This window comes from Necropsobacter massiliensis (genome assembly GCF_000827595.2).
GTDB classification, from domain to species: domain Bacteria; phylum Pseudomonadota; class Gammaproteobacteria; order Enterobacterales; family Pasteurellaceae; genus Necropsobacter; species Necropsobacter massiliensis.
The window spans coordinates 41,370-62,030 of the sequence record NZ_LN776184.1 but is presented as its reverse complement, the minus strand read 5'-3'; the positions used below and the strand labels follow the sequence as shown (position 1 = coordinate 62,030).

At 49.9% G+C, this 20,661-nt stretch carries 25 protein-coding genes; 14 read left to right on the top strand and 11 right to left on the bottom strand.

What is annotated here, in order from left to right; genetic code table 11:
- Positions 1–29 precede the first annotated feature (29 nt).
- From recJ to BN3349_RS06630, 3 genes are read left to right on the top strand one after another with little or no spacing between them, the layout of a single operon-like run.
- Positions 30–1,751: a single-stranded-DNA-specific exonuclease RecJ gene (recJ, locus tag BN3349_RS06640; protein WP_040976570.1), complete on the top strand. Its 1,722-nt coding sequence runs from the start codon at positions 30–32 to the stop codon at positions 1,749–1,751.
- Between the two features lie 5 nt (positions 1,752–1,756).
- On the top strand, positions 1,757–2,440 hold the full coding sequence (locus tag BN3349_RS06635) for a thiol:disulfide interchange protein DsbA/DsbL (protein ID WP_040976569.1): 684 nt from the start codon (positions 1,757–1,759) through the stop codon (positions 2,438–2,440).
- Positions 2,441–2,442: 2 nt separating this feature from the next.
- Positions 2,443–3,135 (top strand): 5'-methylthioadenosine/adenosylhomocysteine nucleosidase, encoded by a 693-nt coding sequence (locus BN3349_RS06630; RefSeq protein ID WP_040976568.1) that lies wholly within the window; start codon positions 2,443–2,445, stop codon positions 3,133–3,135.
- 19 nt (positions 3,136–3,154) lie between these two features.
- Here the strand turns inward: BN3349_RS06630 and BN3349_RS06625 are convergent, their stop codons facing one another.
- Positions 3,155–3,568: a MerR family transcriptional regulator gene (locus BN3349_RS06625; protein WP_040976567.1), complete on the bottom strand. Its 414-nt coding sequence runs from the start codon at positions 3,566–3,568 to the stop codon at positions 3,155–3,157.
- 79 nt (positions 3,569–3,647) lie between these two features.
- Between BN3349_RS06625 and BN3349_RS06620 the strand changes: the two genes are divergently transcribed.
- From BN3349_RS06620 to BN3349_RS06600, 5 genes are read left to right on the top strand one after another with little or no spacing between them, the layout of a single operon-like run.
- Positions 3,648–4,331: a DUF4198 domain-containing protein gene (locus BN3349_RS06620; RefSeq protein ID WP_040976566.1), complete on the top strand. Its 684-nt coding sequence runs from the start codon at positions 3,648–3,650 to the stop codon at positions 4,329–4,331.
- A complete protein-coding gene (locus BN3349_RS06615) occupies positions 4,331–4,828 on the top strand; it encodes an HI_1622 family ECF transport-associated protein (protein WP_040976565.1) in 498 nt (165 codons plus the stop codon). Before BN3349_RS06620 ends, BN3349_RS06615 begins: the two co-directional genes overlap by 1 nt.
- 1 nt (position 4,829) lies before the next feature.
- Positions 4,830–5,441, top strand: coding sequence for a cobalt transporter CbiM (gene cbiM, locus BN3349_RS06610; protein ID WP_040976564.1), 612 nt, complete (start codon positions 4,830–4,832; stop codon positions 5,439–5,441).
- Positions 5,438–6,094 carry an energy-coupling factor transporter transmembrane component T family protein gene (locus BN3349_RS06605; protein WP_040976563.1) on the top strand — a complete coding sequence of 219 codons (657 nt, stop codon included), beginning with the start codon at positions 5,438–5,440 and terminating at the stop codon, positions 6,092–6,094. The genes cbiM and BN3349_RS06605 overlap by 4 nt, the downstream gene beginning before the upstream one ends.
- Positions 6,081–6,722, top strand: a complete 642-nt coding sequence (locus BN3349_RS06600) for an energy-coupling factor ABC transporter ATP-binding protein (RefSeq protein ID WP_040976562.1) — start codon at positions 6,081–6,083, stop codon at positions 6,720–6,722. The genes BN3349_RS06605 and BN3349_RS06600 overlap by 14 nt, the downstream gene beginning before the upstream one ends.
- A gap of 40 nt (positions 6,723–6,762) precedes the next feature.
- Here BN3349_RS06600 and BN3349_RS06595 read toward each other — a convergent pair whose 3' ends face one another.
- The 7 genes from BN3349_RS06595 to BN3349_RS06565 form a co-directional block, all read right to left on the bottom strand.
- Positions 6,763–7,095 carry a zinc ribbon domain-containing protein YjdM gene (locus BN3349_RS06595; protein WP_040976561.1) on the bottom strand — a complete coding sequence of 111 codons (333 nt, stop codon included), beginning with the start codon at positions 7,093–7,095 and terminating at the stop codon, positions 6,763–6,765.
- Between the two features lie 126 nt (positions 7,096–7,221).
- A complete protein-coding gene (locus tag BN3349_RS06590; protein WP_040976560.1) occupies positions 7,222–8,532 on the bottom strand; it encodes a nucleobase:cation symporter-2 family protein in 1,311 nt (436 codons plus the stop codon).
- A 137-nt stretch (positions 8,533–8,669) separates the two neighbouring features.
- Positions 8,670–10,064 (bottom strand): basic amino acid/polyamine antiporter, encoded by a 1,395-nt coding sequence (locus BN3349_RS06585; RefSeq protein WP_040976559.1) that lies wholly within the window; start codon positions 10,062–10,064, stop codon positions 8,670–8,672.
- 156 nt (positions 10,065–10,220) lie between these two features.
- The gene (locus BN3349_RS06580) at positions 10,221–11,111 is read right to left on the bottom strand and encodes a homocysteine S-methyltransferase family protein (RefSeq protein ID WP_040976558.1); all 891 of its coding nucleotides are present in this window, start codon (positions 11,109–11,111) and stop codon (positions 10,221–10,223) included.
- A 233-nt stretch (positions 11,112–11,344) separates the two neighbouring features.
- Positions 11,345–12,436 (bottom strand): redox-regulated ATPase YchF, encoded by a 1,092-nt coding sequence (gene ychF / locus BN3349_RS06575; protein WP_040976557.1) that lies wholly within the window; start codon positions 12,434–12,436, stop codon positions 11,345–11,347.
- Between the two features lie 29 nt (positions 12,437–12,465).
- Entirely contained in the window at positions 12,466–13,050 is a 585-nt protein-coding gene (pth, locus tag BN3349_RS06570) for an aminoacyl-tRNA hydrolase (protein ID WP_040976556.1), read from the bottom strand.
- A gap of 178 nt (positions 13,051–13,228) precedes the next feature.
- Complete coding sequence (locus BN3349_RS06565) at positions 13,229–13,645, bottom strand: EamA family transporter (protein ID WP_040976555.1); 417 nt, start codon at positions 13,643–13,645, stop codon at positions 13,229–13,231.
- A gap of 76 nt (positions 13,646–13,721) precedes the next feature.
- On the opposite strand from BN3349_RS06565, the gene BN3349_RS06560 reads away from it, so the two are divergent.
- The 4 genes from BN3349_RS06560 to xseA are packed head-to-tail and all read left to right on the top strand — an operon-like array spanning position 13,722 to position 17,073.
- On the top strand, positions 13,722–14,153 hold the full coding sequence (locus BN3349_RS06560; RefSeq protein WP_040976554.1) for a type II toxin-antitoxin system RatA family toxin: 432 nt from the start codon (positions 13,722–13,724) through the stop codon (positions 14,151–14,153).
- 10 nt (positions 14,154–14,163) lie between these two features.
- A complete protein-coding gene (locus BN3349_RS06555) occupies positions 14,164–14,526 on the top strand; it encodes an RnfH family protein (RefSeq protein WP_040976553.1) in 363 nt (120 codons plus the stop codon).
- Complete coding sequence (locus BN3349_RS06550) at positions 14,519–15,733, top strand: ribosomal protein uL16 3-hydroxylase (protein WP_040976552.1); 1,215 nt, start codon at positions 14,519–14,521, stop codon at positions 15,731–15,733. Before BN3349_RS06555 ends, BN3349_RS06550 begins: the two co-directional genes overlap by 8 nt.
- 2 nt (positions 15,734–15,735) lie before the next feature.
- Positions 15,736–17,073: an exodeoxyribonuclease VII large subunit gene (gene xseA / locus BN3349_RS06545; RefSeq protein ID WP_040976551.1), complete on the top strand. Its 1,338-nt coding sequence runs from the start codon at positions 15,736–15,738 to the stop codon at positions 17,071–17,073.
- Positions 17,074–17,143: 70 nt separating this feature from the next.
- On the opposite strand, the gene smpB is transcribed toward xseA, so the two are convergent.
- Positions 17,144–17,626 (bottom strand): SsrA-binding protein SmpB, encoded by a 483-nt coding sequence (gene smpB, locus BN3349_RS06540; RefSeq protein WP_040976550.1) that lies wholly within the window; start codon positions 17,624–17,626, stop codon positions 17,144–17,146.
- Positions 17,627–17,758: 132 nt separating this feature from the next.
- Between smpB and ubiD the strand changes: the two genes are divergently transcribed.
- Positions 17,759–19,243 (top strand): 4-hydroxy-3-polyprenylbenzoate decarboxylase, encoded by a 1,485-nt coding sequence (ubiD, locus tag BN3349_RS06535; RefSeq protein WP_040976645.1) that lies wholly within the window; start codon positions 17,759–17,761, stop codon positions 19,241–19,243.
- Positions 19,244–19,270: 27 nt separating this feature from the next.
- The gene (locus BN3349_RS06530) at positions 19,271–19,456 is read left to right on the top strand and encodes an NF038104 family lipoprotein (RefSeq protein ID WP_040976549.1); all 186 of its coding nucleotides are present in this window, start codon (positions 19,271–19,273) and stop codon (positions 19,454–19,456) included.
- A 100-nt stretch (positions 19,457–19,556) separates the two neighbouring features.
- On the opposite strand, the gene arcA is transcribed toward BN3349_RS06530, so the two are convergent.
- Both arcA and ykgO read right to left on the bottom strand, forming a co-directional pair.
- The gene (gene arcA / locus BN3349_RS06525) at positions 19,557–20,270 is read right to left on the bottom strand and encodes a two-component system response regulator ArcA (RefSeq protein WP_040976548.1); all 714 of its coding nucleotides are present in this window, start codon (positions 20,268–20,270) and stop codon (positions 19,557–19,559) included.
- Between the two features lie 247 nt (positions 20,271–20,517).
- The gene (gene ykgO, locus BN3349_RS06520; RefSeq protein WP_032109749.1) at positions 20,518–20,658 is read right to left on the bottom strand and encodes a type B 50S ribosomal protein L36; all 141 of its coding nucleotides are present in this window, start codon (positions 20,656–20,658) and stop codon (positions 20,518–20,520) included.
- Between the last annotated feature and the right edge of the window lie 3 nt (positions 20,659–20,661).

Genomic DNA, 20,661 nt, shown 5'->3' with positions numbered 1-20,661 from the left:
CAGCCGGAATTCAAGGATTAACTCAAGCTGTGAATAAAGTGATTCAACGTCGTTTGGTGCCGCAGGGCGCGCCTGTCTGCGAGCATCCTTTACTGGATCGACTATACCGTGCCCGGCGGGTGAAAAACGCGCAGGAATTGGACCGCACTTTAAGCGCGCTACTGTCGCCGGATTTATTACTCGGGATGGAAAATGCGATAAATTTATTGGTGCAGGCGCGTGAAGCGCAACAAAAGATCGTGATTGTCGGTGATTTTGATGCCGACGGTGCCACCAGTACCGCGCTGAGTGTGCTGGCATTGCGTCGGCTGGGGTTTACGGCGGTGGATTATCTGGTGCCGAATCGCTTTGAGCAGGGATACGGTCTGAGCGTAGCAGTGGCGCAGGCGGCATTGGATAGGCAGGTGGAGCTGCTGATTACGGTGGATAACGGTGTGTCCTCTTACGATGGTGTGGCGTTTTTGAAACAGCGCGGGGTCAAGGTCATTGTGACCGATCACCATTTGCCCGGCGATATATTGCCGCCGGCGGATGCCATCGTTAATCCGAATTTATCGCAGTGCGGTTTTCCCTCCAAATCTTTAGCCGGTGTCGGGGTGGCGTTTTATGTGATGCTGGCGTTGCGGGCGAAATTGCGCGATTTAGGTTTTTTCAGCGCTCAATCGCAGCCGAATTTTACCGAATTGCTGGATTTGGTGGCACTGGGAACTATCGCTGATGTAGTGCCGTTGGATCAGAATAATCGGATTTTGGCCTATCAAGGTTTGCAGCGGATTCGTGCTGAACGCTGCCGTTGCGGTATTCGCGCACTGGCGGAAGTGGCTAATCGGGATATTAGCCGTTTTACCGCTTCGGATCTGGGCTTTTCCGTCGGCCCGCGCCTGAATGCGGCGGGACGGCTGGACAATATGTCGGTCGGTGTGGAGTTGCTGCTGGCGGAAGATATGCCGACTGCGCGAGCCTTGGCGCTGGAGTTGGATGGGCTGAATCAAACCCGCAAGGAAATTGAACAGGGCATGAAACTGGAGGCACTGGAAATTTGCCGTAATCTGACCGCACTTAAGCAAGATTTACCGCTTGGCATCGCATTGTATCAGGCGGACTGGCATCAGGGTGTGCTGGGGATATTGGCATCGCGCCTGAAAGATCAGTTTCACCGCCCGGTTATTGCGTTTGCGCAGGATCAACCGGGGGTTCTGAAAGGATCGGCGCGTTCTGTCGAAGGTTTGCACATTCGTGATGCGCTGGAACGGATTCATTCCCGCCATCCACAAATGATCCTGAAATTCGGCGGTCATGCGATGGCGGCGGGGTTGAGCATTCAAGAGGCGCTGTTTGCACAATTTCAGCAGGCGTTCAATCAGGTGGTGTGTGATATGCTGGATGCGGAACAACTGCGCGGTGTGGTATGGACCGACGGCGAATTAAACGTCGGCTTTATGAATTTGGAAACGGCGGAAGCCTTAAAACAGGCGGGACCTTGGGGGCAGGCTTTTCCGGAACCGTTGTTCGACGGCGAGTTTCGCGTGCTGCAACAGCGTTTGATCGGCGAGCGGCATCTGAAAATGATGGTGGAACCGGCACAGGGCGGCCCGCTGCTGGATGCTATCGCATTTAATGTGGATACCCGCTGTTATCCTGATCTTTCCATTAAAAATGCGAAATTGGCATATAAATTAGATATTAATGAATACCGCGGTAATCGTACCATTCAGTTATTAGTGGATTATATTGAGCCGATGGCAGGTTAACGGAAATGAAACGAATTGGGTTTTTGCTAATGTTTTTTCTTCTGTGCGGTGCGGCTTATGCTGACAACGGCCGGACAGCCGCGGCGCCGAGTGACGAACAGCCGCCTACATTGCGGATTACCCAATTTAAAGACGGGCGGGATTATTTTTCTTATCAGGAAGCGCTCCCGCAGCCGGCGCGCAGCGATAAAAAAATTTTGATCCAGTTCTTTTTTGATTATGATTGCCGCGTCTGCTCATTGGCGCAAGATATTCTGACTCTCTACAGCCAAATTAATGCGGATAAAGTGATTTTGCTTGAAAGCCCGGTGGCAACGGAAAAAGCCAATGCCGGCGCGACGGTTTTTTTCACTTTGCAGGCATTACGGGCCGGTAGCGTGTCGGATTTATTATTGTTTGAAAGTTCAGAAAAACCGCGTTTTATTGAGCTTTCCCAATTCAGCGCGCTGATTAGTTGGTTACAGGCCCAGAACGTGGATACCGAAGCCTTTAAAAAATTGTATGCCTCCGCCGAAATCCGCGCCAAGGTGCGCGATGCGATTAAAATGACCGAAGATTACGGTGTGTTTACCTATCCTTACGTGATTGTGGGCGGCAAATACGTGCTGACCGCAAGCACCTTATATAATGACGATTACAGTTTCGCGGTGCTGGATTTTTTAATGACCAAACTCACACAAGGAAAATAATGATGAAAATCGGAATTGTTGGCGCCATGGCGCAGGAAGTCGAAATCTTATCTTCTCTGATGACGGAGAAATGCGTGACCCATATCGCCGGCTGTACCATTTATCAAGGATTGATTCACGGCAAAGCCGTGGCATTGCTGCAATCGGGCATCGGCAAAACGGCGGCGGCAATGGGCACTACGGCACTGCTGCAACTGGCAGCGCCTGATGTGGTAATCAATACTGGTTCGGCGGGCGGTGTCGCGCCGGGATTGCAGGTGGGAGATATTGTCATTTCCGATGAAATCGCGTATCACGATGCGGATGTAACCGCTTTCGGTTATGTTAAAGGACAGCTGCCGGGTTGCCCGCCGACCTTTCCCTCCGATCGAAAACTGGCCGTGCTGGCGGCGCAGGCGGCGGAACATCAGGGGCTGCGAGTGACATTCGGGTTGATTTGTTCCGGCGACAGCTTTATTCACGGCGGTGAGGCGCTGGCACGGATCAAAGCGGATTTTCCGCAAGTTATGGCGGTGGAAATGGAAGCGGCGGCAATCGCGCAGGTTTGTCATGCCTTTGCGTTGCCGTTCGTGGTGGTACGCGCCGTTTCTGATGCGGGCGACGGCGCAGCCGGCATGTCCTTTGAAGAATTTCTGCCCTTAGCCGCACAGCGTTCGTCAGCAATGGTCTTGGCGATGTTGGATGTGTTGGCGTAAACCGTCATGAAAAGTGCGGTTATTTTAACCGCACAAAATTAACCCCACTATGTTGTAGCAGGGTGTTCATCAAATCATTATCCTGCTCGAAATGACGGCATTTACCTTTTAACTGAATTAATTGAATTCTCAGATGATCCAATTCATGAATGCGTTTCGCCACTTCCTTGATATGTCGATCCAGCAGGGCGTTGATTTCCCGTTCTTGCGCTTTGCTGGCATGTTGCGGATTGAGCAGCATTTTGATTTCTTTCAGTGAAATATCCAGACTGCGGCAATAACAAATAAAAGAAAGGCGTTTCAGATGTTCGTCCGTATAAAGGCGGAAATTGCCACTTGTCCGTTCCGCCGGCTCAATTAATCCCTGTTTTTCATAAAAACGCACGGTTTCTACGCTACAACCGACGACAGCGGCTAACTGACCGATTTTCATTTTTTGTTAAATCCCCTTGACTCTGAAGTTACTTCATACTTTATCATAATACCCACAATATAAAAAAGGAGAAACGATAATGCAAAAAACAGCTGTATTTTTGACCGCACTTTTTACTGCGGCAGTGACGAACGCGCACAATGTCTGGCTTGAACCCGCCGGCGATAACGGCGGGCAATATGTGATCAAATTCGGTCATGAGGAAACGGAAAGTTATCCGCCAAGCAAATTAAAAGCGGTGCGCCTGCTGGATGACAAGGGGCAACTGCGTGACGCGGACGTGACCTTTAAGCAGGGCGAAGCTTATTTTGCCGCCCCGCACACGTCCGTTGTTTTTGTGCGTTTTGATAACGGCGTATGGTCAAAACTGGCAAACGGTAAATATGTGGAAAAAACTAAACGACAGGCACCGGGCGCAGTATTGAGCATTAATCCGCTGAAATTCGGCAAAGCGATACTGGCTTGGGATGAGCAAGCCTATAAAGCGCATAATATGGATTATGAACTGATTCCACAGAGCAAACCTCAGACCGGGCAGCCGCTGGATATTTTGGTGTTGGTGAACGGCAAACCGGCGCATGGCGTGAAAGTCGGCTTGGGTGAAGATCATCCATTTAATCTGACTGATGAAAAAGGTATCGCGCAATTTACCCCTAAAGCCGGCTACAATAAAGTCTGGGCAGAATTTGATGAGCCGGTGGCGGAGAACCCTGATTATAACGAACGCAGTATTGAATATATGCTGACTTTTGATGTGAAATAATGAAAACATTGGTATTTTTAACCGCACTTTGCGCGCTGCTCTGCACGCAATCCGTATTCGCTCACAGCCTGTATCTGTTCGCCCAATATGATGGACAGACGGTTTCCGGCAAAGCCTATTATTCGGATATGACGCCAGCGGCGGACACTTATCTGGAAATTTTTCAGCTTGGACAGACCGCACCGTTGCTTGAGGGGAAAACCGACGGCGAAGGGCGCTTTTCTTATGCACTGAATACCGAAGGCTCGCTTAAAGTCGTGGTGGAGGGCGAAGAAGGGCATAAAGCTGCGGTGGTTGCCGACAGAATATCGCCGCAACCGGCAAATCACGGCGATAATGCCTTAATGTTGGTGCGTGAAGATATTGCTAAACTGAAAGATAAAATTTACCTGCACGATATTCTCGGCGGGATCGGTTATATTTTGGGCATTGCCGGTATCTGGGCGTTATATCGGGCCGGCGGTCTAAACCGTACAGCATCGAATAAGGACAGTTAATATGCATTTATCGGAGGGCGTGTTACATACGCCGGTGCTGCTCGGTGGTGCGCTGATTGCCATCGGCGGCGTTATGCTCGGTTTACGTCGAATTGAACCGCAGCGCTTGCCGCTCACTGCGCTGTTTGCCGCCGCTTTTTTTGTCGCCGGTACCATTCATGTGCCGGTGGGAATCGGCAGCGTACATCTGATTTTAAACGGCATGGCGGGGCTGTTTCTCGGTTGGGCGGTATTTCCGGCTTTTTTCATCGCCTTGGTATTGCAGGTGCTGCTGTTTTCCTTCGGCGGGTTTGCCGTATTGGGTGTGAATTTATGCGTAATGGCGCTTCCGGCGCTGTGTGTGCATATGTTGTTTGCTCATCGGCTGGAACGCCACCATTCCCGCCGCACTCAAATCGCCGCCGGTATCGGTGCTGGGGTGATTGGCGTTGGCGGTGCGGCATTGCTGGCATCATCGGTGCTGGCACTGGACGGCGGCAGAGATTATGCCGATTTAATTGTGCTGTTGCTCATCTCGCACATTCCGGTTTTTGTTATCGACAGTATCGTCAGCGTCGGGGTGATTCTGTTGCTGCATAAAATGTATCCGACGGTACTAAGTGCGGTGAAATGAAGATTTCCACCGTTTTTCAACCGCACTTACGGTTGATTTATGTGTTTTTATGGGGATTGGCGGTCAGCGCGTTGCAGCATATTCCGTTGCTGGTCGGCTTAAATTTGGCGGTGTTCGCGCTACTGTCGATTGCGCTGGCGACAAGCGGTAAATCGCTTACGCACTATATCGGGTACTGGCTGAAACTGAACCTGTTTACCCTGTTGGTATGGTTGACGTTAAGCTGGAAACTCAATGAGCAAGGTATCGTCGCAAATCCGACGGGCATCCAGCTGGCGTTGTTGATCAGTTTGCGCCTTAATCTGATTCTGGGTTCGACACGGCTGCTGTTAATTGATATGAACGAAAGTTTATTGTTACAGGCGCTGTGTCGTTTGCCGTTGCCAGCGAAACTGCGCCATCTGTTTGTGTTGACTGTGCGTTATATCGCGGTATTGGGCGAAGTGCATTACAATATGGATAGAGCGATGCGCGCGCGCGGCTACCGAACTGGATTTAACCGCAGAACGCTTTTTGTGGCGGCGCAACGAGTCGCCTTATTATTAATTCATGCGCTGATTAAGGCGGAAAAAACGGAAATGGCACTGAAAGCACGCGGTTTTCGGCTGCATGATGTAAAAAAACGAAAGGCAAATCCTCATGAATGTCCTTGAAGTCAGCCAATTGCGGCTGGTGCGCGACCGACGCGTGATTATCGATAATCTTTCTTTTGTGCTGCCACCGCATCAGCGCCTGTTTTTACAGGGCGATATCGGTAGCGGTAAATCGACCTTACTGCATAGTTTGCTCGGCTTTACGCCGCGGCAGCAAGGGGAGATCCGCTGGTTTGGGCGTGCCTGCCGGCAGGAAAAGGATTTTGTACCGTTGCGCGGCAAAGTCGGTCTCTGTTTTCAACATGCCGGTGATCAGCTGTTCGGTCCGACGGTACTTGATGATGTGGCGTTCGGACCGCTGAATCAGGGGCTGGATAACGCACAGGCATACCGACTTGCCTTGCAGCAGTTGGAACGGCTGAATATGATGGGATTAAAAGATCGCTCGGTCAATACACTGTCCGGCGGCGAGCAAAATTTTACTGCGCTGGCGGGCGTGCTGGCAATGCGACCTCGGGTTTTGTTGCTGGATGAACCCACCAACGGACTGGATGCCAAAAATATCGCAAAACTAACCGCACTTTTGCGCGAGTTACGACTCCCGATGCTGATTGCCTCGCATGATGCGCAATTTAGCGAAGCGCTGGCGGATGCCTGTTTATCTTTAGCGAAGAATAGCGAGGATTAACTATGACGATGCCGACATCAGTGTCGGCATCGTGCTGTATTCAGGCTTTTTTCAGAAACTCGGATTTTAATGAAAAACTTTGCCCGTCGATTTTGCAATCTACGTCATGATCGCCTTCCACCAATCGGATATTTTTGGCTTTCGTCCCCTTTTTCAGCACAAGAGAAGAGCCTTTCACTTTTAAATCCTTGAGCAGAATCACCGCATCGCCGTCGCGCAGGATATTGCCGTTGCTGTCTTTAACGCTTGTTTCTGGTTCGGCAGCGGATTCTTCACCCGACCATTCGTAAGCGCAGTTTGGGCAAACAAAATTCAGCCCGTCGTGATAAACATATTCACCTTGACATTGCGGGCAAGTTGGCATTTGTTCCATTGGTTTTTTCCTCGCTGATAAAATCGACGGCGCAGTATAGCAAAAATATACGCTATTGCCAAAAACACGCTGTACACTTGCGTATCGTACTCAGAGCAGTGCGTATTCAGCGATTGCCCTTGGGATTTATTGCGCATTTTTAGTCGGTTTATCTTGCGGCAAAATCAGATTTAAAATCAACGCCAGTAATGATCCGACAGTAATTCCTGAACCCAGTACTTCTTTGAAAAAGTGCGGTAGTTTATCCAACAATTCCGGACGAGTGGTCACCGCCAGCCCGCAGCCGATGGAAATGGCGATAATCAACCCGTTGCGTTTGCTGCGTTCAATGCTATCCAGCATTTGAATACCCGCCGCGATAATCATGGCGAACATCATCAAGCCAGCACCGCCTAACACCGGCAGCGGAATGGACACAATGAGGGCACCGAATACTGGAAACAGACCGGCAAGAGTAAGCAATCCACCGGTAAATGCCACCACATAACGGCTGGCAACGCCGGTTAAGGAAATGACGCCGATATTCTGCGAGAAAGAGGAAAACGGCGTGGTGGACATAATCGCCGCCAGTGCGGAACCTAACCCGTCACACAATACACCGCCGCGCAAATGTTTGCCGGTGATTTCGGTTTTGGTGGCGTTGCCCAAGGCTAAGAAATTACCGCTGGATTCGACAATCGTCACCAGATAGGCGATAGACATACCGATAATGCCGGCGATAGGAAATTCCAGACCGAAGTGCAGCGGTTGCGGCAGGGCGAAAACTTGTGCCTGTTTTACTCCGTCAAAGCTAACCCAGCCGAGCGCCAACGCGACAATATAGCCGGTCAGCATTCCGATAACGATGGCGGCGGCCGAAAAAATTCCCTTGCCCCATTGCACCAGAATGACCACGATAACTAGCACGAAACTTGCCATCATCAGATTTTCCGGCGTGGCGTAATTGGCATCGCCGCGCTGACCGCCGGCAAACCAGTCCACCGCAACCGGAATCAGGCTCAGCCCGATCATCATTACAACGGTGCCGGTTACCACCGGTGGAAACAGTTTGCGAATATAAGGCATAAAAAAACTGCCGATAATCATCACCAACGAACCGACTAGCGAGGCGCCGAGAATGCCGGCCACACCGGATTCGCTGAACCCGATAGCCAGCGCGGCAGCGACAAAGGTGAAGCTGGTGCCCATAACACTGGGCAAGCGGATGCCGATAGGTCCGAGTCCGCGGCATTGAATAATTGTGACCACGCCGGAAATCAGCAGTGCGGCATTGACCAACGTGATCGTATCTTCAGTCGGCAACTGCAAAACATTGCCGATTACCAACGGCACCGCGATAATACCGCCTAGGGCGGCTAATAAATGCTGAGCGGCTAATAACAGCGTTAAACCGAACGGCGGTTTGTCTTCGACGGAATAAAGCAGATTCGTGTTCATAATTTCCCTTGAGATGATAAAAAGATGGCGAATTATACTGTAATTTCAGGCTTAAGCAAACGGTTGCTCAGATAAGCGAAAGTGCGGTTAAAAATTTTTGTTTTTTTAACCGCACTTTCGGTTAGTTTATCCGACAATTAGGCCGCCAGTAATGTCGGCAAGCGGTACAAGGCGTAGCAAAATACCGCCAAAATAAAGCTAAGAATACCTTTTTCAATGCCGGTTAATTTTAATTTATGATGGAAGCGACAGTTGGAATACAAAAACAGCAGAATGCCCGGCATATACAGCACCGCGGACAACAGTAAATATTGCAATCCCGCCGCGTATAAAATCCACAATCCGTATAGCGTTGCCATAAAACCGGTCAGTTTGATGTACCAAGCCGCCTTTTGTCGTATTGACAGTTTCAGCAGGTAAGCGCCGATCAATAAATACGGCACCAGAATCATTGAGGTGGAAATGAGCAACAAGGTTTCGTAGCTTTTGCCGGTCATCAATACCAGCAGCAAACAAAGTTGCACCACCAAACCGGTGAACCATAAGGCGTTAATCGGCACATCGTTGCGGTTGAGCTTATTTAAAATCTGCGGGAAAGCGCCGTGTTTTGCGCCGCGGTAAGGCACTTCGGCGCAATACATCGTCCAGCTGATGTAAGAAGCCAGTACGGAGACAATCAGACAAACGGTAATGATGATTTTACCGCTTGCACCGATCATCGCATTTAACAGTCCCGCCATGGACGGATTGGACATGCTGGCAATAATCTTGCGCGGTAAGATACCGAGAGACAGCAAGGTAATTGCCACATAAAGCACTAAGGCGATGCTGATCCCCAGCACCGTGGCAAGTCCTACATCGCTTCTTTTTTTGGCATGGGAAGACAACACCGCCGCGCCTTCCACGCCGGTGAACACCCACAGCGTGATCAGCATGGTGTGTTTAACCTGATCGGTAACCGAAACATTCAAGCTGGCGCCTTGCATATCCTGCATGAACGTCTGCGGTGAAAAATAATATAACGCCAATACAATAAATAAGATTAGCGGAAAAACCTTGACCATCGTGGCGAGCAAATTCACGGCGGCGGCTTCTTTGATGCCGCGCGCGATCAGAATATGCACCAGCCATAGGATGAGCGAAGAACCGATAAAAGCGGCGAAGGTGTTGCCTTGTCCGAATAAAACGGCACTTTCGCTGTCGGTAAAGATACCGATTCCCTCGAATGCCACAACCAGATAGCCGACAATGCCGATAGTGGCGCACAGCCAATACCCCCAAGCGGAGATAAAGCCCATCAGATCGCCGAATCCTTCACGCGCATAGGTATAGATGCCACCGTCCAGTTCGGGTTTTAAGCGGGAAATATAAAAGAAGGATAAACCGAGGAAGATAATACCGATGCCGGTAATCAACCAACCGATCAGTAAGGCTTCGGCGCCGGCGACGGCAGCCATATTTTGTGGCAGACTGAAAATGCCGGAACCGATCATGGAACTGAGCACCAGCGCGGTAAGGGAGATTAAACCGATTTTTTATTAGACATAGTCGCTTTCCTGTTATAAGCATAAAAATTGCGCAAACGGCGATCGCCTTTCTTCTATTGGCATAAAAGTCGGGCAAAGAGAAATGCGCCGAATAAATCACGGATAGCGATTTGTTCGGGTAAATCTATTGTGTCGGTTGCATTATTTAAGATTCTGAGATAATGCTTTGATATGCTCAAGCCCGATGCCGCAGCAACCGCCGATGATGCTTGCGCCCGCATTGACCCATTGTCTCGCCCAATTTAAATACGCCTGCGGATCGAGGTCTTTGCGTACTTCGTCTAAGCCATCATTGGCGGTATTTTCCTGTTGTGAGGCAAAGGCATTGGCATAGGCGCCGAGGCGAATCTGTTCTGCTTGCAAGTCATGTAAAGTTTGTCGGGTAACGTGCAAGGCGGGTTCAATCACTTCCGGTTGGCAGCAATTGAACAAAATGGCGTCAACACCTAATTCTGCCATTTTTTCCACCGCACTTTGCACTGTTTCGCCCGAACGCAGTTGCGGTGTTGGCGTCGGTTCGTCGTCTTTCAACGTAAACGAAACCCAAAACGGGCGATTATCCGGCAGCAGCGGTTTAACGGTTTGCGGTTCGATAATGCGGCTTTGGGTTTCGCACAGCCACAGATCCACATAGGGCGCCAAACCGTCGATAATTGGTCGGGCGATTTCTTCCACCCGCTCAGGGCAGAACAAATCCGGGCGATAAGAACCGAATAACGGCGGCAATGAACCGGCGATTTGTGTGGTCAAAATGCCTGAATTTTTCACCGCACTTTGGGCTAGCCGTCCGGCGAGTTGCGCCAGCATTTTGCCGTCGGCATGAAAACGTTGCTCACCGATATGAAAAGGCACCACGGCATAACTGTTAGTGGTGATGATTTGTGCGCCGGCGGCAATAAAGTTTTCATGCACCTGCTGCACGGCGCTCGGTTGCTCATATAGCGACAGCGCCGACCATTCCGGCTGGCGGAACGGCGCATTCAAGCGCATTAATTCACGGCTCATACCGCCGTCGAGGAGAGTGATTGTCATTGCTGTATTTTCCTGCCTGTATTAAATATGATATATCGCGACCTTGCTTGAGTTGCAACAGGCTTGCTTTATTGTTCGGATACAAAAGAGTGACCTGTTCAAACAGTGTAGATAAAGACCTTAATTATTAGCAAACGTTATTGACGGTAAAAAATACCGCACGCAGCCTTGAACGGCAAAGTGCGGTGTATTTTTGGCGATTTTCTGCACAAACCCAAAAGCAAGGCAACGATTTAAACATTAAACCGGAAGTGCATAACATCGCCGTCTTGGACGATATAATCCTTTCCTTCCAACCGCCATTTGCCCGCTTCTTTGGCGCCGTTTTCGCCTTTATATTGAATAAAATCTTGATAAGCGATGACTTCGGCGCGGATAAAACCTTTTTCAAAGTCGGTGTGGATAACTGCCGCGGCTTTTGGCGCGGTGGCGCCGACGGAAACTGTCCACGCACGCACCTCTTTTACTCCCGCGGTGAAGTAGGTTTGTAGGTTCAACAGCGCGTAACCGGCGCGAATCACACGGTTCAAGCCCGGCTCTTCAATGCCTAAATCTTGCAGGAACTCGGTTTTTTCGTCGTCTTCCAGCTCGGCGATTTCGGCTTCAATCGCCGCGCATACCGGCACCACCACGGCGCCTTCGCGCTCGGCAATTGCGCGCACGCGATCCAGATATGGATTGTTTTCAAAACCGTCTTCATTGACATTGGCGATATACATGGTGGGCTTTAAGGTCAGAAAATTGTAGCTTTTAATCGCCTGTAATTCTTCTTTATCCAGTCCGACAGAACGAATCATGCCGGCATTTTCCAATACTGGTAGGATTTTTTCCATGATTGTAAGCTCAAATTTCGCCTCTTTATCGCCGCCTTTAGCGCGTTTTTGCAGGCGTTGAATGGCGCGTTCGCAACTGTCTAAATCCGCCAGCGCCAGTTCGGTATTAATAGTCTCAATATCTTCCACCGGGTCGATTTTGCCGGCGACATGTACGATATCGTCGTTTTCAAAACAACGTACCACATGCCCGATAGCGTCCGTTTCGCGAATATTGGCTAAAAATTTATTGCCCAGTCCCTCGCCTTTACTGGCGCCAGCGACTAAGCCCGCAATATCGACAAATTCCATCGTGGTCGGCAAAACGCGCTCAGGTTTTACGATATCCGCCAGCGCGTCTAAACGCGGGTCGGGCATCGGCACAACGCCGGTATTCGGTTCAATCGTGCAAAACGGGTAGTTCGCCGCTTCAATACCGGCTTTGGTCAACGCATTAAAAAGAGTTGATTTGCCTACATTTGGTAAGCCTACGATACCGCATTTAAATCCCATAATATTTTCCTTTCATTGTCATTTTTTATTTATGCTTTAAAACCGTTTAATCGGTTGGTGGCTTTAGTGATGCCTTCGCGCATTAAAATATCCACGCAAAGTGTGGCTTCGTCCAGCGCTTTGTCGATAAGCAGGCGATCTGCCGGCGCAGGTTTACTCAGCACATAAGCAGAAACCAAATTTTTGTCGCCCGGATGACCGATGCCGATTCTTAACCGATAGAAATTTTTATTGTTACCGAGCTGGGCGATGCTGTCGCGCAAGCCGTTATGCCCGCCATGTCCGCCGCCCAGTTTGATTTTCGCCACGCCTGGCGGTAAATCCAGTTCGTCGTGAATAATCAGGATCTCTTCCGGTTTAATTCGATAAAATGTCGCCAACGCACCGACCGCTTTGCCGCTGAGATTCATAAAGGTCGAAGGCACTAAAAACCGCACTTCTTGCCCGCCGATCAGGGCGCGTGCGGTTTTGCCGAAGAATTTGTTGTCTTCTTTTAAACTGAAGTTATATTGTCGCGCCAAGCGCTCAATCAGCCATTCGCCAGCGTTATGGCGGGTATCCGCGTATTTATCGCCCGGGTTGCCCAGTCCGACAATTAATTTGATTTCTGACATCAGTCTGCTTCCATAAGCTGAAAATAGTGGGCTATTGTAGCGGAAAAAGGCGGGCGGCTCTAGCCCCTTTCCGACAAATGTATTTCCTAAGCAGACACTTGTGCGCTTCGATTAATCAGTCGGATTTGACCGAGTTTCAGTCGGCTGCGCTTGTCAGCCATTTTTTCTTGCTTAACGTCTATAACGCCAGCACCAGTACGCCTGATAAAATCAATATCGAGCCGATAATCAGTTTGCCGCTAAGCGGTTCGCCTAACAGGACGACGCCCAGAATAATGGCGATCACCACACTGAGCTTATCAATCGGCGCCACCCAAGATGCGGGCGCCAGTTGCAGCGCTCGGTAATAACACAGCCAAGATAACCCCGTGGCGACCCCGGACAGCAGCAAAAATGTCATCGGGCGGGCGGCGATATGCTGCGGCAGCTGCCATTCGTTGCGTATAGTCACAATGCCACCGGCAACGAACAATACAACGATGGTGCGAATAAAGGTTGCCAGATTACTGTTCATCCCTTCCACACCGAGTTTACCGAAAATTGCGGTAAGACCGGCAAAGAATGCCGAACCGAACGCAAACCATAACCAATTCATGAATTTTCCTTATTTTTGTGACCGCACTTTTTCGCTATAATAGCAAAGTTTTTTTAACTACATAATAGCGATTGCCATGCCACGTGTGAATCAAAGTGCGCTGGTGCCTTACAGCGCTGCGCAAATGTATGCTTTAGTCAATGATTACGAACGTTATCCGGAATTTCTGCCGGGTTGTGTTGCCGCCCGTACCGTGACGCCAAATCCGCAGGAGTTGACGGCGGAACTGACCATCAGTAAAGCGGGGATCAGCCAGCGTTTTACCACCCGCAATCGGATGACGCCAGAGCGCTGCATTAGCATGCGTTTGGCGGAAGGACCGTTTGATTTTCTGCACGGTCAATGGACTTTTGAGGAGCTCGACGAACAATGCTGTAAAATTTCGCTGCATTTAGAATTTGAGTTTGCTAATCCGATTATCGCACTGGCGTTCGGGCGGATTTTCACCCATTTGACGGGCAAAATGGTGGATGCGTTCAAACAGCGGGCGAAAGCGATCTATCGATAAGGAGCTTGTGATGCCACAGATAAACATTGAAATCGCCTATGCCTTTCCTGATCATTATTATTTAAAACGTTTTCAGCTGGAAGCGGGCACCACCGTACAGACGGCTATTTTGCAATCGGGCGTGTTACAGCAATTTACCGAGATTGATTTGCGTGAAAATAAGGTCGGGATTTTCAGCCGTCCGGCAAAGCTGACCGATCCGCTACAAGACGGCGATCGCATTGAAATTTATCGTCCGTTGTTGGCTGATCCGAAAGATATTCGCCGCAAGCGGGCGGAACAGCAGCAACACGCACAGCAGGCGCAGAAACAAGCGGAAAAACTGGCGGCAAAAGCTGCCAAAGCGGCACAAAAGGAGGCGCAAAATGACTAATTTCTGTTTGCCTGAATCTATTACGCCGGCAATTTTTTTGCGCGATTACTGGCAGAAAAAACCGCTGCTGATTCGTAACGGATTGCCGCAGATTGTCGGTCAGTTTGAACCGCAGGATATTCTTGAATTGGCGCGCAGTGAGGACGTCACCGCCCGTTTGCTTAAGCAGTATGACGAAGATAACTGGACGCTGACGCTCAGCCCGCTGACGGAGGCGGATTTTGCCGATCTGCCGCTGCAATGGAGTGTGCTGGTGCAGAATATGGAGCAGTGGTCAACGGAACTGGGGCGGCTTTGGCAGGCTTTCGGTTTTATCCCGCAATGGCAGCGCGACGATATTATGGTGTCTTACGCACCGCAAGGCGGTTCGGTCGGCAAACATTACGATGAATATGATGTCTTTTTAGTGCAGGGCTATGGTCATCGACGTTGGCAACTAGGCAGATGGTGCGATCCTGGTAGCGAGTTTAAGCCGAATCAGCCGATCCGTATTTTTGACGATATGGGCGAATTAGTGCTGGATGAAATAATGGCGCCGGGCGACGTGTTATATATTCCGTCGCGCTTATCCCATTACGGCGTGGCACAGGATGATTGCCTGACTTTTTCTTTCGGACTGCGCTATCCGAGCTTGGCGGATTTACTGGAAAACGTCAATAAAGGATTCTGTCAACCTAATCCCGAGATTGACCTAAATGAATTTATCCTTCCGCTGCGTTTGCGCCCATCGCTACAGCAATGTGGCGAACTCGCTCCGGCAACGGTGGCGGAAATGAAACAGCAATTACTGGCGGCGTTGGCGGAATCGCCGCAGTTTGATTGTCTGTTGCAACAGGCTATCGCCGCGACAGTCAGCACGCGTCGCTATGAATTGCTGCCGACGGAAGAAATGTGCGAGCCGGAACAAGTGCGGTCATTTTTAGCGCAGGAAAACGGCGTACTGGTACAGGATAACAACTGCAAACTGGTTTATACGCAGCAACCGCTACGGATTTACGCCAACGGCGAATGGCTGGATGAGCTTAATCCGCTGGAGGCACAGATTTTAAAACGGCTGGCGGACGGCGCCCGCCTGAATTGGCAGGCTATTTTAGCGCTGGCGGCACAAACGCTGGAAAAAACGCAAGAAAACGAGACCGCACTTGTATTACTGACGGACAGCATTTGTAACTGGCTGGATGACGGTTGGGTGTTATTGGACGATTAATAATGAACGAAGCAAACATTTATTCCGTTTCGCAACTGAATCAGTCGGTACGTCAATTGTTGGAAGGGCAGCTCGGGTTAGTGTGGCTAACCGGCGAAATTTCCAATTTCAGCCAGCCGGTATCCGGTCACTGGTATCTCACCTTAAAAGACGAAAATGCACAAGTGCGTTGCGCCATGTTTCGGATGAAAAATCTGCGCGTGGCGTTTCGTCCGCAAAACGGCATGCAGGTGCTGGTACGGGCGAATGTCAGTTTATACGAACCGCGCGGTGATTATCAGCTGATCATCGACAGCATGCACCCGGCCGGCGAGGGTTTATTACAACAGCAGTTTGACGCGCTGAAAATGAAACTAGCGGCGGAAGGTCTGTTTGCGCAGAATCTGAAAAAAAATCTACCGCACTTTTGCCGTGCGGTCGGCATCGTTACTTCAGCCACCGGTGCCGCATTGCAGGATATTCTGCATATTTTGCAGCGCCGCGACCCGGGCTTACGGGTGGTGATTTATCCCACTGCGGTACAAGGCAAAGAGGCGACGGCGGAAATCGTGCGCACCATTGAACTGGCAAATCGGCGACAGGAAGTGGATGTATTGATTGTCGGACGCGGCGGCGGATCGCTGGAGGATTTATGGTGCTTTAATGAAGAAGCGGTGGCGCGGGCAATTTTTCATTCTGCGCTGCCAGTGATCAGCGCCGTCGGACATGAAACCGATGTGACGATTGCCGATTTTGTCGCGGATTTGCGCGCGCCGACGCCTTCCGCTGCTGCCGAATTGGTGAGCCGCGATCAACAGGAATTACAGCGCCGCATTCAGGACAAGCGGCAGCGATTGGAAATGGCGTTCGATCGCCTGTTCGGGCAACAGCGTCAGATATTGGATCAGCTTTTACTGCGTTTACAACACCAGCACCCGCACACCCGGCTGCAATTACGCCGGCGTGAAATGCAGCAGTGCGAACAGCGCCTGCATGCGGCAATCGTGCGTTTGACAGAAAAAAAATGCCATGTTCTGACCGCACTTTGCGAGCGGTTGAATAACAATCCGCTGCCTTATCGATTACAGCAACGACATCGGGATATCGCCCAGCTACAAGTGCGGTTGAATTTGGCGGTGGAAAAACATCTCGCCCAGAAACAGCATCGGATTGCGGCATTATGTGGTAAATTGGACGGACTCAGCCCGCTGAAAGTGCTGGCGCGCGGTTATTCCATTGCTTATAACGCACAGGGCATCGCCGTTAGCCATGCCGCGCAGGTGACTATCGGCGAACGCCTTACCATCCGTCTACAACAAGGCAGCGTGCGCAGTCGGGTGGAAGCGGTCAACGATAAATAGGCATAAAAAAGTGCGGTCAAAAATGGCTATTTTTCCGCACTTGTACACCTTTGTTGAGCAAACAGCGCCGCTAGCCGCGCGCTGCGTTTTTCATAATTCGATCTTTGGTCAGCCGCCATTCGCGCTCTTTAATGTCTTCTCGTTTGTCGTGTTGTTTTTTACCTTTTGCCAGACCGATTTTAACTTTTGCCCAAGCGCCTTTCCAATATAAGGCTAGGGCGACGATGGTGAAACCGTCGCGATTGGCTTTGCCGAATAAAGATGCCAGTTCGCGCTGGTTCAATAATAATTTGCGTGTGCGGGTCGGATCGCATACCACATGGCTGGAGGCAACGCTCAACGGCTGAATACTGGCGCCGAATAAATAGGCTTCCCCGTTTTTAAAAATGATGTAGCTGTCGCTGATGTTGGCTTTACCGGCGCGCATGGATTTTACTTCCCAGCCTTGCAGAGATAGCCCGGCTTCGATTTCGTCTTCAATAAAATAGTCGTGTCGTGCCCGTTTGTTTAGCGCGATCGTATTTGAACCGACTTTTGCTTTTTTCTTGGTCATATTGCCTGCTGATTTCCTGAATCTGATTGGCGCTCATTCTACCGAATATTGGAAAATATAGCAAAAAGGCTTGCATTGGCGGGGATTCTTTATAACAATGCGGAAATCATTAATCAGGATAATAATAACCCTATGAAATATAAAAATTTACGCGATTTTCTCGCTTTATTGGAAGCAAACGGCGAACTGAAACGGATCACGCAGGAGATCGATCCTTATCTGGAAATGACGGAAATTTCCGACCGCACTTTGCGCGCCGGCGGTCCTGCGCTGCTGTTTGAAAACCCGAAAGGTTATCGTATTCCGGTGCTGTGCAATTTGTTCGGCACACCGAAACGAGTTGCCATGGGCATGGGGCGGGAAGAGGTTTCCGCGTTGCGCGAAGTCGGGCGGCTGCTGGCGTTTTTGAAAGAACCGCAGCCGCCGAAAGGATTTAAGGATTTGTGGTCAACCTTACCGCAGTTTAAGCAGGTATTAAATATGCCGACCAAAGTGCTGGGCAAGGCGGATTGCCAACAGCAAGTGCTGAGCGGCGAGCAGGTGGATTTATATCAGCTGCCGATTATGCAATGCTGGAAAGACGATGTGGCGCCGCTGGTAACTTGGGGGCTGACGATCACCCGCGGACCGCATAAAGCGCGGCAGAATTTAGGCATTTACCGCCAGCAGTTGATCGCGAAGAACAAACTGATTATGCGCTGGCTTTCTCACCGCGGCGGCGCATTGGATTTGCAGGACTGGCAAGCGGCTTACCCTGACCAACCTTTTCCGGTATCTGTGGCGCTGGGCGCCGATCCCGCGACCATTTTGGGGGCGGTGACGCCGGTGCCGGATAATTTGTCGGAATATGCGTTTGCCGGTTTGCTGCGCGGCAATAAAACCGAAGTGGTGAAATCCATCAGCAATGATCTGGAAGTGCCTGCCGGAGCGGAAATTGTGATTGAAGGTTATATTGATCCGAATGAAACCGCACTTGAAGGTCCGTATGGCGATCATACCGGCTATTATAATGAGCAGGAATATTTCCCGGTGTTTACCGTCACTCATATTACCATGCGCAAGGATCCCATTTATCATTCCACTTATACCGGGCGTCCGCCCGATGAACCGGCGGTGTTGGGGGAGGCGCTGAACGAGGTGTTTATCCCGATTTTACAAAAGCAATTTCCGGAAATCGTCGATTTCTATCTGCCGCCGGAAGGCTGTTCTTATCGTCTTGCGGTGGTGACGATTAAAAAGCAATATGCCGGTCATGCCAAGCGGGTGATGATGGGCGTGTGGTCGTTTTTACGCCAGTTTATGTATACCAAGTTTGTGATTGTGTGCGACGACGACATTAATGCGCGCGATTGGAAAGATGTGATCTGGGCGATTACCACCCGCAGCGATCCGGCGCGTGATTGTACGATTGTTGAGCACACTCCGATCGATTATTTGGATTTCGCCTCGCCGGTGGCAGGATTAGGATCGAAAATGGGCATTGACGCCACTAATAAATGGCCGGGCGAAACCCAGCGCGAGTGGGGCACGCCGATTAAAAAAGATCCGCAGGTGGTGGAAAGAATCGATGCCATTTGGGATAGTTTGGGGATTTTCCCGTCTGCTGACGGTTTGTGATTGAATGACTGATTTTTGAGGAACAAAATGACATTGTTTACCCGATTGTTGTGTATCGCGCTTGGTTGTGCGCTGTTAAACGGATGTATCGTTACTTCGGCGGTCGGATTGGCGGTCGGTACGGTCGCCACCGCCGGCAAGGTGGCGGTCAAAACCACCGGCGCGGTGATTGATGCGGTTACGCCGGACGATGACGAGGATGACGACGATTAATTGTGCCACAGTGTAAAGGGCATAAACGGAAAACAGACGAAAAGTGCGGTGAAATTTCACCGCACTTTTGAGTTTCAATTCGCTTTATTCAAGTTTATTCTCAGTCTTCGATATCGCCACAGAACCGATAACCTTCACCGTGGATCGTGGCGATGATTTCCGGCGTATCGGGATGATCTTCAAAATGTTTGCGGATGCGGCGGATAGTCACATCGACGGTTCTGTCTTGCGGTTTAAGCTCGCGACCAGTCATTTTTCTTAATAATTCTTCACGGGTCTGAATTTTGCCGGGATGTTCACAGAAATGCAGCATTGCGCGGAATTCGCTGCGTGGTAGTTTATAGTCTTCGCCTTCTGGATTAATCAGTGAACGACTGTTCAGATCCAGCGTCCAGCCGTTAAAACGGTATTGTTCAATATGCTGATTTGCGGTTTTGTGGTTTTCCTGCATGGTACGCTGCAATAAATTTCTGGCGCGAATAGTCAGCTCACGCGGGTTGAACGGCTTCGTAATATAATCGTCGGCGCCGATTTCCAAACCTAAAATTTTATCTACTTCATTGTCTCTGCCGGTTAAAAACATCAGGGCGGTATCGGTGTTTTCACGCAATTCGCGGGCGAGCATCAAACCGTTTTTGCCCGGCAAATTGATGTCCATAATGACAAGATTGATTTCCTGTGTGGAAAGGATTTTGTGCATTTGCGTGCCGTCGCAGGCTTCGAATACGTCGTATCCTTCCGCTTCAAAGATGCTTTTTAACGTATTTCTGGTAATTGCTTCGTCTTCAACAATTAAAATTTGTGGAGTCACCATTATCGTATTCCTTACTCGCGAACATTCGGTGTCCGTTTAATCGGTTTAAACGGATGATTAACCTCAGGTATTTTAAGTTCGTAATTGTATAATTGCAACATTATTGTAACAAGCGGGAAATATTGAATTTATTTAATTAACCTGTAATTTTATGATCTATATCATGGATATTGATTTTTAAAGCAAAAAAACTCCCTCCGTAAACGAAGGGAGAAATGTTGAGGAGTGATACCAAAAAAATAAAAAACTATCTTTTTTTCTTGCCGCCTTGGCGAGCTTTAAAACGAGGATTTTCTTTGCAAATAACATACACCACACCGTGACGGCGCACGATCTTACAGCCCGGATGGCGACTTTTGGCGCTTTTTAAAGATGACAATACCTGCATGCA

Coding starts and splice junctions, on each gene's coding strand:
- BN3349_RS06635 (WP_040976569.1), top strand. CDS start 1,757: ATGAAACGAATTGGGTTTTTGCTAATGTTTTTTCTTCTGTGCGGTGCG.
- BN3349_RS06630 (WP_040976568.1), top strand. CDS start 2,443: ATGAAAATCGGAATTGTTGGCGCCATGGCGCAGGAAGTCGAAATCTTA.
- BN3349_RS06625 (WP_040976567.1), bottom strand. CDS start 3,568: ATGAAAATCGGTCAGTTAGCCGCTGTCGTCGGTTGTAGCGTAGAAACC.
- BN3349_RS06620 (WP_040976566.1), top strand. CDS start 3,648: ATGCAAAAAACAGCTGTATTTTTGACCGCACTTTTTACTGCGGCAGTG.
- BN3349_RS06615 (WP_040976565.1), top strand. CDS start 4,331: ATGAAAACATTGGTATTTTTAACCGCACTTTGCGCGCTGCTCTGCACG.
- cbiM (WP_040976564.1), top strand. CDS start 4,830: ATGCATTTATCGGAGGGCGTGTTACATACGCCGGTGCTGCTCGGTGGT.
- BN3349_RS06605 (WP_040976563.1), top strand. CDS start 5,438: ATGAAGATTTCCACCGTTTTTCAACCGCACTTACGGTTGATTTATGTG.
- BN3349_RS06600 (WP_040976562.1), top strand. CDS start 6,081: ATGAATGTCCTTGAAGTCAGCCAATTGCGGCTGGTGCGCGACCGACGC.
- BN3349_RS06595 (WP_040976561.1), bottom strand. CDS start 7,095: ATGGAACAAATGCCAACTTGCCCGCAATGTCAAGGTGAATATGTTTAT.
- BN3349_RS06590 (WP_040976560.1), bottom strand. CDS start 8,532: ATGAACACGAATCTGCTTTATTCCGTCGAAGACAAACCGCCGTTCGGT.
- BN3349_RS06580 (WP_040976558.1), bottom strand. CDS start 11,111: ATGACAATCACTCTCCTCGACGGCGGTATGAGCCGTGAATTAATGCGC.
- ychF (WP_040976557.1), bottom strand. CDS start 12,436: ATGGGATTTAAATGCGGTATCGTAGGCTTACCAAATGTAGGCAAATCA.
- pth (WP_040976556.1), bottom strand. CDS start 13,050: ATGTCAGAAATCAAATTAATTGTCGGACTGGGCAACCCGGGCGATAAA.
- BN3349_RS06565 (WP_040976555.1), bottom strand. CDS start 13,645: ATGAATTGGTTATGGTTTGCGTTCGGTTCGGCATTCTTTGCCGGTCTT.
- BN3349_RS06560 (WP_040976554.1), top strand. CDS start 13,722: ATGCCACGTGTGAATCAAAGTGCGCTGGTGCCTTACAGCGCTGCGCAA.
- BN3349_RS06555 (WP_040976553.1), top strand. CDS start 14,164: ATGCCACAGATAAACATTGAAATCGCCTATGCCTTTCCTGATCATTAT.
- BN3349_RS06550 (WP_040976552.1), top strand. CDS start 14,519: ATGACTAATTTCTGTTTGCCTGAATCTATTACGCCGGCAATTTTTTTG.
- xseA (WP_040976551.1), top strand. CDS start 15,736: ATGAACGAAGCAAACATTTATTCCGTTTCGCAACTGAATCAGTCGGTA.
- smpB (WP_040976550.1), bottom strand. CDS start 17,626: ATGACCAAGAAAAAAGCAAAAGTCGGTTCAAATACGATCGCGCTAAAC.
- ubiD (WP_040976645.1), top strand. CDS start 17,759: ATGAAATATAAAAATTTACGCGATTTTCTCGCTTTATTGGAAGCAAAC.
- BN3349_RS06530 (WP_040976549.1), top strand. CDS start 19,271: ATGACATTGTTTACCCGATTGTTGTGTATCGCGCTTGGTTGTGCGCTG.
- arcA (WP_040976548.1), bottom strand. CDS start 20,270: ATGGTGACTCCACAAATTTTAATTGTTGAAGACGAAGCAATTACCAGA.
- ykgO (WP_032109749.1), bottom strand. CDS start 20,658: ATGCAGGTATTGTCATCTTTAAAAAGCGCCAAAAGTCGCCATCCGGGC.